The 11,125-nt window shown below is 41.4% G+C and carries 10 protein-coding genes; all 10 read right to left on the bottom strand.

The genetic code is table 11. The annotated features are described in order from the left end of the window. On the bottom strand, positions 1–1,556 hold a 1,556-nt coding region (locus AC1DRQ_RS26485), incomplete at its 3' end, for a hypothetical protein (RefSeq protein WP_477428373.1). Between the two features lie 4 nt (positions 1,557–1,560). Then, positions 1,561–2,445, bottom strand: coding sequence for a hypothetical protein (locus AC1DRQ_RS26480; protein ID WP_477428372.1), 885 nt, complete (start codon positions 2,443–2,445; stop codon positions 1,561–1,563). Then, complete coding sequence (locus tag AC1DRQ_RS26475; protein ID WP_477428370.1) at positions 2,445–3,059, bottom strand: DUF6712 family protein; 615 nt, start codon at positions 3,057–3,059, stop codon at positions 2,445–2,447. Before AC1DRQ_RS26475 ends, AC1DRQ_RS26480 begins: the two co-directional genes overlap by 1 nt. A 93-nt stretch (positions 3,060–3,152) precedes the next feature. After that, positions 3,153–4,436, bottom strand: coding sequence for a hypothetical protein (locus AC1DRQ_RS26470; RefSeq protein WP_477428368.1), 1,284 nt, complete (start codon positions 4,434–4,436; stop codon positions 3,153–3,155). After that, the gene (locus AC1DRQ_RS26465; protein ID WP_429395694.1) at positions 4,433–4,681 is read right to left on the bottom strand and encodes a hypothetical protein; all 249 of its coding nucleotides are present in this window, start codon (positions 4,679–4,681) and stop codon (positions 4,433–4,435) included. The genes AC1DRQ_RS26470 and AC1DRQ_RS26465 overlap by 4 nt, the downstream gene beginning before the upstream one ends. Before the next feature lie 79 nt (positions 4,682–4,760). Then, positions 4,761–5,348: a hypothetical protein gene (locus AC1DRQ_RS26460; RefSeq protein WP_429395697.1), complete on the bottom strand. Its 588-nt coding sequence runs from the start codon at positions 5,346–5,348 to the stop codon at positions 4,761–4,763. Between the two features lie 117 nt (positions 5,349–5,465). Further along, positions 5,466–6,677, bottom strand: a complete 1,212-nt coding sequence (locus AC1DRQ_RS26455; RefSeq protein WP_477428365.1) for a hypothetical protein — start codon at positions 6,675–6,677, stop codon at positions 5,466–5,468. A gap of 115 nt (positions 6,678–6,792) precedes the next feature. Continuing rightward, positions 6,793–7,986, bottom strand: a complete 1,194-nt coding sequence (locus AC1DRQ_RS26450) for a head maturation protease, ClpP-related (RefSeq protein WP_477428363.1) — start codon at positions 7,984–7,986, stop codon at positions 6,793–6,795. A 523-nt stretch (positions 7,987–8,509) separates the two neighbouring features. Then, a complete protein-coding gene (locus AC1DRQ_RS26445) occupies positions 8,510–8,740 on the bottom strand; it encodes a hypothetical protein (RefSeq protein WP_429395705.1) in 231 nt (76 codons plus the stop codon). A 100-nt stretch (positions 8,741–8,840) separates the two neighbouring features. Further along, positions 8,841–11,125: coiled-coil domain-containing protein 6 (locus AC1DRQ_RS26440; RefSeq protein WP_477428360.1), on the bottom strand; the 2,285-nt coding region annotated here is incomplete at its 5' end.

The raw sequence follows: 11,125 nt of genomic DNA, 5'->3' as shown, positions 1-11,125 counted from the left end.
TTGTAATACTGAGTTGCTGTTCCAGGTACAGTTTTAGTTGATTGGGTGCTATCTCCATGCGCTGCCTGGGCATTTGACTGTCCCAGAGTGATAACAACATCATGAACTGTTGTATCAACTTTACTATCAAGTATAGCAGTGTGTGCCGATAGCTCTTGCAACCTTACAACATCAGTTGGAGCAACAGGAGCGCCCGTAGCAGTAATAACTCCGTTAACTTTCAATGATGTGGTTCCAGATGGTGTATTCCAATTCTCATATACTAATTGACCATTAGCATTCATTCTCAACTGATATCCGTTATCACTTCCAATAGCATCATATGCTCTTAAAGCTGTATAGGTGCTATTGGAACTTAAGGAGAATCCCGGCTTGCCAGGGCTTGCTAAAAGTAATTCAGGAGTAATAACATCTGATGTAGCGGTTACATTACTTGCGGTTATATTCCCATTTATAATTTGGTTGCCATTAAAATTATTATTTCCGGTTAAATGAGCATAGGTGTTTGATATCGTTGCGCTATCTGGCACATCCCCTGCTTTCAAATAAAACTTATTTGTGTTATAATCTTTTATTGTACCGTTTGCAAATACTGTAATATCGCCACTTATTTCATCTGTTAACCATAATTGATGACCTATCCCCGGCTGAAAAAGAGAATGGCTATTCACATTCACGTTATCAAAGAATCGAAGTTTAGTTGGCTCAAATATATTTATCCCTTGTGTAAAGACAACAGGATTTGGGCCACTAAATGTAGCGTCGCCAGAATAAAATTGATTACCAGTAAAAACGTTACCTCCATTTAAATGAGCGTATGTATTTGCTACTGTTGTGCTGTCTGGCCTGTTTCCTATAAGATGTTTGACTCCTCCAACATCTGTTATAGATCTATCATCCATTAACTGATTTGCTGTGTAATCAGCATCGTAAGACGCTCCTTTATTATGAAAACTATCTTTAAATACTATATTATTTATCGTATCTAATCTAATAGAATACACTCCGGCATTTCTTCCATAAACAAGCTCATAGCCGTTACCAGATAATCTTTCTTGAACATCGCCAATATCACCACTTATATCCCTATTTTGAGTTTCTGACAATATCTGACCAGTCCCCATAGTATAGGCTACAAAAGATGATCCCGGATCTGGATATGTAGGTGTTCCACCACTAAACCCAAAAGTAAAATCTCTTATATCTAAAAAAGTATTATCAATAAAATAACCCCCTAATGCAAAGGATGTATTCGAGCTGCCTGGGTATGCTGTATATTTTCTTAATCCATTAAGAGCTATTGTATTATTATCAAAATACCCATGGGTTACATACCCATTATCATTAACACTATCTGATTTAAGTTTAAAAAGATTCCGTAAATAACCTACATAACCTAAAGTATCATAACCAATAGGTGATTTTCCTGGATAAAAGTTTAAAATATATCCTGTTCCTGCTTTCCATTGGGGGGTAACCGTTTGAGCCTGCGATCTTATTCCCCATAAGGAGGAAATGGTCAGTAATAATAAAAGTAAATATTTCTTTAATTTCATGTTGTTAGTCTTTAATTATTATAATTATGTCGCTGGCAAGATTTCCGCTTCCATCATCATTGGCATTTATTACTATACTAATCGGTGGGTATACAGTTCCTGTATCAATTTCGGCTTGACTTGTTATTATTTTACCTGTTGCCAGTTTAACCATGATGTCAGGATAACTTCCATGTTGTGAAAATTCAGAGTAGTCTATGGTGATAGGCAATAGTTCGCCAGATTCGTATGTGATTAGTGATGGTGCTTGCACTCCGTCAGGTATGAGCGATGTAGCAGGCCCCCATATGCCGTCAGTCTTTGGGCCGAAAATATCATAGGTGATGGTATTGATATAAAAGTCTCCATTAACTCCATCGGTGAGGTTCGATGGAGTATGATTTCCATTTAATACCGTATTTCCATTTGTGCCGCTCGTTCCATTTGCTCCAGGTGTGCCAGCCGAACCTGGCGGCCCCGTTTGCATTGAAAATACCTGATTCCAGACATCTGCTGATTTCTTATAGAAAATACCGCTAACGGTGTTTACATAGGTATCATTGTTTTTACCTATAGCTGAGCCTGGATTGTTGTTTCCATATAAAACAGTTCCGTCTGGAGTATTGCCCGAAGGCAAAGTGTAAACCACTGCCCAAATACCGGTTATCTTTTGAGCAAAAGAGCCACTGTTCGTATTCACAAACACATCACCATTTTTACCAACGCTATTAGAAGGTATTGAGGTCCCAAATGTGATAGTGGCTCCAACAGATAATTCTGAGCTAATAAATTGAAGCAACGTATTAAAAGCGAACTGATAGTCTACACCATTCTTTACTAAAACCGAAGTGTCATTAGAACTAATTGCTGATGCTACAGGTAATTCACTTATTTTTTTATCGGTTGCCATCAGTTTAAAAATTCGGTTATTGGTAAATTATAATTGTTATAACTGCCGGGATAATTGAAATCTGTTTTGTCAATGCCCCTTATTCGGGGCCCCGGCTGTCTACTGCTTTTATTTTTATCATTATAATGCCAAAGCGGAAAGTCTTCTTTATTATCCCATAAAAATTTCTCCACCTCATTAGCGTGAGCATTTGCTGTACTACGTTGTTGCTGAACCAATTTTACTATTGCAGGTGCCGAAAGCGGATCGCCGTTATCATGATGTTTAATTACAGGCCCGGTGGCTGTGTAGTGCACGGCATCGTTCTCAATAAACCGGGCAAAAGTGAAGTATACAAGTGTAGGTGCCAAGCCTTCATACAAAACAATGTGACCATACTGGTCCAGATATTCGCTGCCATTAAGCAGGTCTTTATAATGCTGAGGGGTATCGTCTTTTAGCGTTCCATCTTCATTAAAGCAGGTTAAAAAGTCATAATATAAAGCATGACCTAAAAATGGTTTCAGGTCGAGATCCTGTGCTTTTTTGATAAATATTTTCAGGCGTTCAGGTTTTATGTTTACAGTAATATCCTCGTATTGCTGAAAAGTGGTTTGATTGATAAGATAGATCATAGCATGGCCTCCCAACCCCCTGAAGGGGGTATGTTAAAGTGTTTTTTCATAATTAATATTTGTTAAAGTGTAATTACTCCCCCTTTCAGAAGGTTAGGGGCACATTGCTTCGGCTTCGGCTTGTTTAAAACCATACGCGTGTACCAGCGCGGCTATTTTACTTTTTGCAGGAATGGTTGATAATAGTAACTGATTTATACTATTGCCGGCTTTAATTCCCGCGTTATCATCGACAGTTATGGCTGGTACCGGTATAATATTCCAATTGCCATTCGGATTAACATCTATATAAAAATGACTGAATAGTTCGGCAAAAGTTTCTGATAGTTCAAGCCTGTCAGGAGCTGTGTTGTCATTAAACTCAATGATGGCTTCCTTTTTTTCGCTGCCATTACTTAATCCTGATGATTTTTCAGAATTGATGAGCTCCTTTGGTATCGAAAAACCTTTGATGATACGTGCCTCAACTGATCTTTCGGTGGTTTCAAACAGCTTGTCATTATTCTGAATAGGGTAGGCCTTAAATTCAGGCTTTGAATTTTCATCTTCATACTCAATAACAATTATTTTTTGAGCACTTTTTGCTCCCTGGAAAGCACCAAGATCTTTTTCTAATTGCGATGGAATATTTACCCCGGCGTATTCATCGGTATCTGGTCTGCTGTTATCTGCTTCTTCTCTACGGGCTTGTATAAACAACATGGTTGATGGCAAGAAGCCTGTTGTAACTTCCCGGTTATTGAAAATTTTAATGCCTGCTTCGGTCTCAAAATCTTCCCAAACGGAATCTGCCTCTATCAGTGGGTAATCGTCCACCTCAGGGTTAAAGTAAAATAGCTGTCCTTTATAATGCTCCCATCCACCAGCATCAGTAACTTGTTGTTCGATTACAGCGGGATCAGGATTATATTTATCCAGGAAGGTGATCTTACTGCGCATAATGTTTTTCCAGGTTTTACGGCCCCAGTCTGAGTAAAGCGCATATTTGTCTGCTGTATCAGCGCAATCTGTATCGCCCATGCGTATGTCTTCAAACTTTATATAGTTTACCGAGGCTATTTTAAAATTGGCATTGTAATTTACATGGATGCCAAAACCGGTAAACAAAGCTTTATCATTCGCTAAAGCTTTTAACAATTTAGCCAACGTAAGGCCTTTGGAGTTAATAATCTGTTTGMCGAGATCTTTTTCCTCAAAGCCATTGCCAGCTATAAATTTGGCTCTTTTGTTCCAGCAATCTTTTGCTGTAGGCGAAGCAGCTACCAGTTCCAGCATGCGTTGCGGGTAGGCATTATCCAGGTCATAGTTGAGTATGCCATAGGTTTGATTCGGCCTTACTAATATTCTTCGCTCAATTTGTGGCAAATAGGTCTTCATAAGTTTGTGATTATTGAGTTATTGAATTTTTCCTGAATTTTGGTTTTTGGGCGAGAAGATGTCGCCGACTTTTGATCTTTGGGGATCTGCATAAACAAATCGGCTATATGCGGATATTTTTCTATATACCACTTGGCCTCTTCATCATTCAGGTTATCATTGCTGTGCACTGCCGCAGAGCCCGGGGCGAACTGATGCTTGCCGGGCTTTAGAATGTATTTTTTTGTCATAATCTCATTAGTCATCAGGTCATTAGTTTTTATTGGTGAGTATTATAGTCATTAGCCATTCTGAAATGACTAATGACCGAATGACGCAATGATATTATGCGGCTACCAGCGCTTCAATTGCTGCTATGGTACTTGCGTATGTGGCACTGCCACTTGTTGGAGCAATAGATATAGCGCGCGGAGGGTAAGGTTCTTTAAGCTTATCAGGGTTGGTCAGCTTTAATTTGTAACCTCCATCCAATGTTTCATCGGCGGCATTGCGCTCGGCATCGGTCAGGATCAACCCGTTAACTGCTCCGAAAAGTTCAACGGCCGAATCACTCGATTTGTAGTTGTTTACCGCTATGGCACATACGCGACCGTAACCCATAGCCATTAACTGCGTTTTAATATCAACCGAAAGACCGGCAATGTTGAAGTCAATCTCCTCAGTATAACGTGGCCCTACCTGTGTTTTAGCCAGCTTAGAAGTGGTGCCGAAACTATTGTTGGTACCTTCAAATTTGTAAACTTTAGCGGTACTTATGGCGGTTAAACCTGTAACGATAAGTGGGTTTGCAATGTCGTAGGTTAAGGTGATATCGTCCTGGTTAAAGATGTAAATAACATCTTCAATACCCGAAGTAATTGGCTCATCTGTACCCAGCTTGAACCCTGCGTTTATTTTATTATAAATTGACATGTATCTTAATTGTTGAATTATTGATTGATTGAATTAATTGAATTGACTGAGCTTTGAATTATTGAAATATTGCTGAAGAGCTTCAATTCAATTAATTCGATAACTCAGTAATTTGACTTACGCGCTCAGATAAAAAAGCTCGTTGGCAAATTTGTAGTTTACCGCGGCCTTCATGCGGGCTTTCATGCGCACAACGTTATCATTAGTATAAGGCTTCATGTAAACCGTTGATAGCTCAGAAGCATCGCCAAGCAGATCGACACCCAGGAATAAGTTTGATGAGCGTGCACCCAAGATGGTATTAGCCTGCCAGTGGTTCATGAGCTGTAATGGTAAACCCAGGTAATCCATTTTTTTAGGATCAGTAAAGGCGTTAAGTACATTAACCGCCTTGTCGGCCTGGGCCTGTGCGTAGGCATAACCAACGTGTAAAGGTATTTGCAGGTTAAAATCGGGCTGACTACGATCTGCAGGATCAAGCTGGGCATAAATGCTTGTTAAAACACCCAGTACATTACTTGCATTGATGTAGCTTACCGTAGCTGCCGTTGCCGTACCGCTAAAGGTTGCTGGTTTGCGGGTATTTACCTCATTGTAGTTGCGCACCAGTTTAAAAGTGGTTGAGCTGGCTACTTTAATAAAGTACGATTGCCCCTGTACATTTGGCGCGCCTGAAGCACCATTTGTAGTATCCTTGCTGGCACCGGTTACCGCGGTGATAGTCACCACGTCGCCATCAGATAGGGTAGCTGTATCTGCAACGGTCACTACACCGCTGGCGTCAATAGCTGTGGCAGCCATAGAGGTTGCCGGTTTGCTCAAGTCAACCTTGTAAACGCCTGATGCTGCAGCGATAGTTGGTAACAGCCCAGGGAATGCGGCTGTAAATGCAGCTTCTTTGGTAGCACTTTTGCCTAACCAGTATAGCCTCTCGTTGGCTATCTGTATTTTGGTTAAATAGCGTTGCACCATAAAATCCGACAGGTCAACTATGCCTTCATAGTCCATAAAAGCCCCGGGTTTAAGGGCTTGTGCTTCCCATGATTGGGCAAGCTTGTCCCATTGTTCCTGCTTCATAAATTCATACACTACCGGGTCAAGGTAGCTTTCAGTTTGTTGAGCGGTTGTGCCCTGATCGGTAAACAAACCGGATGGGTTTTGCAGTACAACGTCGTCATCAACATCAAGTATAACCTTGCGCGATTTTACGTCGTTAATTACGGTTAGCAGACCACGTTTTACGGAATCGGCTTCCAGCAGCGTGCTTGCCATGAACCCGGCCAGCGCTTCGCCGGCATAGGTGTTGTTAGTGAATGTAAATTGAGCCATAAAAAGGTTTTGCCCCCCAGCCCCCTAAAGGGGGAGCTTTTGATTTAAATGTTTGCTTTTAGGGAAAGAGGTTATATTATTTAATGTTGTTTTTTAAGGTTCCCCCTTTAGGGGATTAGGGGGCTACCGCTCTTTTTACCGCGTTTTTAGCTATTTCGCTTTGAGGGGCGAAGAAGGGTGTGACTTCGGCTTTTGCTTTGTTGCTGCGTTTGGAGCCTTCGGGGGTGAAGTTTGATTTTATTTCGTTTTTTACTTCGATACGGGTTTTTTGCAGGCGATTGTTTGCATCTTCCAGAGCTACCCTGGCTTCGCTTAATAAGGCGTTTTGTGCATGTAGCCGGGCTTTAAGTTGTTGAACGCGGTTTTGAATTTCTGTAGGGTTTTTAGATGATTTTAGCTTGTTGTCGGGAAGGTCGTCGTCTTCATCATCGGCATTAGGATCGGTTTCGGCAGAGGTTACTTGTTGAACCTGTCCCTTTTCCACGGCAATCTTTTTACCGTCGGCAGTGGTGTAAGTATCGGTAGGGACAGGGGTGGTCATGTCCTCGTCCTGGTACACTTCGGTGCCTGTGTCCATGTCGCCTGTGTGGTGTAGGGTGCCTTTGTCAGTAATGGTTTGTTTGTTCACCACTTTTTTGAAGAAGTTCATGATCTTGTCTAAAACCGACGTGGTTTTCTCGATAAGTTCTCTGTTTTCGATGTTCATGTTGTTTTTATTGTTTAAGATTTTGTTTATGCATCGCTGGTAAACTGCTGGCGCGGTGTTGGTGTATTTTTGGATGAGGGCACTGTTGATAATGGTTGTGCTATAATCATCTACCTGGTCAATAAAACCCAGATCAAGTGCCTGGTCGGCAGTCATCCAGGTGACGGAGTTGATGAGGCTGTTTATAGTAACTCCGTCCAACCCGGATTTGTCCATGTAGATCTGCGCCAGGCGCGATTGCACTACATTTAACATCTGCACATCTTTTAAAAGCTCATCGGCATTACCGAAAGAGCCTACCATCGGCTTGTGGATCATGAGCAAGGCGTATTTACTCATCACCACCTGCTGGCCGCCCATTGCCACAACCGAAGCTGCCGAGGCGGCCAGCGCATCAATATATGTAGTTACCCTGCCGGGATATTTTTTAAGGAGATCATAAATGGCTATGGCATCAAAGGCGCTGCCGCCTACTGAGCTGATGTGTACATCCACATCATCGCCGGCTGCCGCTGCCAGTTGTTGTTGTATGTAAGCAGATGACAGGCTGCCCGAACCTATACAATCGGTTTCGGTATCGTATAAATAAATTTTGTAGCTCATTTTTTTGAGTGTTGGATTGTGTGTAATGAGTTTTGAGTTTGTYAGAATCAGAATTAACAGAACAGGTAACAATAATTCTGTGAATTGATTAATTCTGAAAATTCTGATTCAGACAGTTGTTTTGAAGTATGCCTGGCCTATTAATAATGAGCAGAGTTGCTTATGTGTTTAATATGCCGATTGGCATAATTCAAAGATCGGAATTTGTTTTTACCTTGATGGTGACAGTAGTTTGTCAGTGGCTGTTTTTTGTCTGAACCGGGATTAAGCAGATTTTTTGGATTTTAGGATTTTGATCTGCGCTGTTTTAATCCAGGTAATCTGTTAATCCCGTAAATCGTGGTTCAGATTAATTGATATTCAAATATCGGAACAATTGTTTAATACAATGGTGACAGTAGTTTGTCAGTAGTTGTATTTTGTCTGAACCGGGATTAAGCAGATTTATCGGATTTTAGGATTTTGATTTGCATTGTTTAAATCCTGAGAATCCTTTAATCCTAAAAATCACGGTTCAGACAATCTATTGTGTAAAACAATTCAAGGCCCGCCATACAGTGCGTTCGTCTTTACCAAACTTTACTTCGGCCTCCAGTACCGCCTGGTTTTTGCTGATGCCGCGGATCTGCATCTGAGCGTGTATCCAGAGATAAATTTCGCGATAAGTAAATATTTTAGTGGTGATGAAACCGGCCTTATACATGGCCGAAAATACCCCTTCATCAAAGAGTGTGTTTGCAAGTTGGATATTCATGAGTAGCCCCTCCCGTCCCCTAAAGGGGATGCTTTTAATGGTTTGGTTTGAAATTATTTATTGACCTTGATTTTACCCCCCCCTTCAGGGGCCGAGGGGCTTACAGATTCACCCTATTAACCGTTTGGGCCAGTATGTTTTGCTGGTTGTTTACGTCCTTCACATCCACATAAATAGGAGGGAAGTTGTTGATCATTTGGTAGGCCAGGGTATTGGCGAGGTCCTTTACATCATTAACCGGCTGATTGTAGTACCGGTTGGCATTGCCGCCATCGGTAAATATACCCCCGACGGCATAGCCGCTCCCGGTATTGGGTGCCGAAAAATCCCTGCCGCCATGGGCAACGTTAATGGCGCTAACCAGATTACGTGCCCAGGGATTGCGCATAGCCTCAGACACTACCACAGCTTCGCCCGAACGCAGGAAAGCATTGGTATTATCGGTGCGGCTGTAACCTGGCAGCAAGGCCCCACGCCCGTCCGACTGGTAATGTAAACCTCCTTTGGCATATTGTGGTGGCTTTTGCGCCACAATAGTGGCTACCTGTATGGCTGTGGAAGCAATAATGCCGGGAATAACAAAGGGAGCCAACATACCGGCTTGCGAAGTGACTTTGGTAATCGCCAACGCGCCATTGATAACGGCTTGTAATATAGATGCCTTTTGTTCTGCCTTGAAGGCTTTTATCTTTTCGGCATTTTCCTGTTTTTGGTATTTAGCCTCAATGGCCTGCCTTTGGGTGCTTGTTAAGTTTTTATTGCTTAGCTCGGCAGCTTTATCTTTTTCAAGTCCTTTTATTTTGGCATCGCTTTGCGATTTGATGTTGTTACCGATGATGGAAAAAGCCTTATCTGAGATCTGTTGGGCAGTTTGCAGGGCAAAATCCTTGCGTTGCTGCTCACTTTTTTGGATAGCATCGGTAATTTCCTGTTCATACTGTTTCCTGATCTCGGCGGTGTCTTTACCTGCTTCAGCGGCCTTTTGAATCTCGAAATTATATTTATCAGTAATCAGCTGTTTTTCGGCTTCGAGTTTACTGCCGGGTAGTATAACCCTGTTTACATTTTGCTGATCTTTAGCTAACAGCTCTTTTTGCTGTTGGGCCTCAACCAGGTCTTTTTGCTGTTGCTGTACTTTTGCCAGCTGCTCAGCATCCATCCGCTTAATGATCTCACCAATGCTTACGTGATATTTTTCTTCCAGTTGCTGGCTTTCCTGGTGGTATTGTTCCTGGGTTATGAGTTTGTTATCGAGCAAATTTTTTAAAGCAGCCTGCTCTGTAGTGTAGTTATTATGATCTTGTTCTAACTTTTTATTAAAGGCATTTGTAGTTTGCAGGAGTTGTTTAGTAAGGTAATCTGTGTAGGCTTCCTCATTATCAGTAAGCGATTTTGTTTGATTAATCTTTTGTGTGGTTATAATTTGATTTTGCTGGTCACTACCCTTCTTTAAACCAGTAATTACCTGCACCCCGGATTTTTGTATATAATCATTGATTGATTTTACTAAAACCTCATTCTGTCCATTTAAAAGTTTTGAATCAGCAACATGGTCAGTAATTAATTTTCTAATTACATCGCGTTCCTGGGTAAGTCTGGATATGGTGGCGGGCCCTGCTGCGTCTTTTGAATCGGTTCCCATTCCAAAAGTGCTTCCACCGTTAACTGGCATATTTTCTAATTTGTCATGTTGTTTTTGGATTGAATTTAGTTGTTTTTCGAGGCTTTCAAGTTGAGGGGTGAGCTTTTTTATCGTATCGTTATTGCCAAATTGCCTGATTTGATTTTTAACCATTATCTCTTCTGCTGCCCGGGCTCTTGAAGATGCGATAATTGCAGCGGATAGATCATTATATTGTTTTGTGGCATTACCTGTTAAGATTATGTCGTTAGATATATTTTTAAAATAACCAGGGTATTGATCCCGTATTTCATTTGCAGCCTTTTGACGCTCTTTTAATGAAAGCGTATGATTTTGAGTTGCGCTGTATAGTAGTTTTAATTGTACCAATTCTTGCTGTGCATTTTTGTCACCATTTGATCTGGATTGAATCAGCGCATCCATGATGATCTTATTATCTTTCATGGCCTTTCCTAAAGCTGATAATGTGGTTTGTCCTTTTAGCATATCAGCCACCCAGCTTATAATTACACCACTATACGTTGTAAGCAAAGTAATACCTACCGATATGATGGAGTTCCAGGAAAACATGGATGAGGCCAGTTCAGCAAGAACACTTTTGGGTTTTTGCCCCGATGCYGCAAGTTCTTTATTCTGGGCGTTGAGTTTTACCATGGCATCCACCACTTCAGGAAGTTTCTCGCCTATCGCTTTGAGCCCGGCTTGTAAGCCTTCGGCAAACTCGGGCAGTTTGCTGTTAACCC

This window comes from Mucilaginibacter sp. P4_E8, from assembly GCF_056401495.1.
Note: the sequence above shows the minus strand (reverse complement) of the source record. Positions and strands in the feature narration are given on the sequence as shown.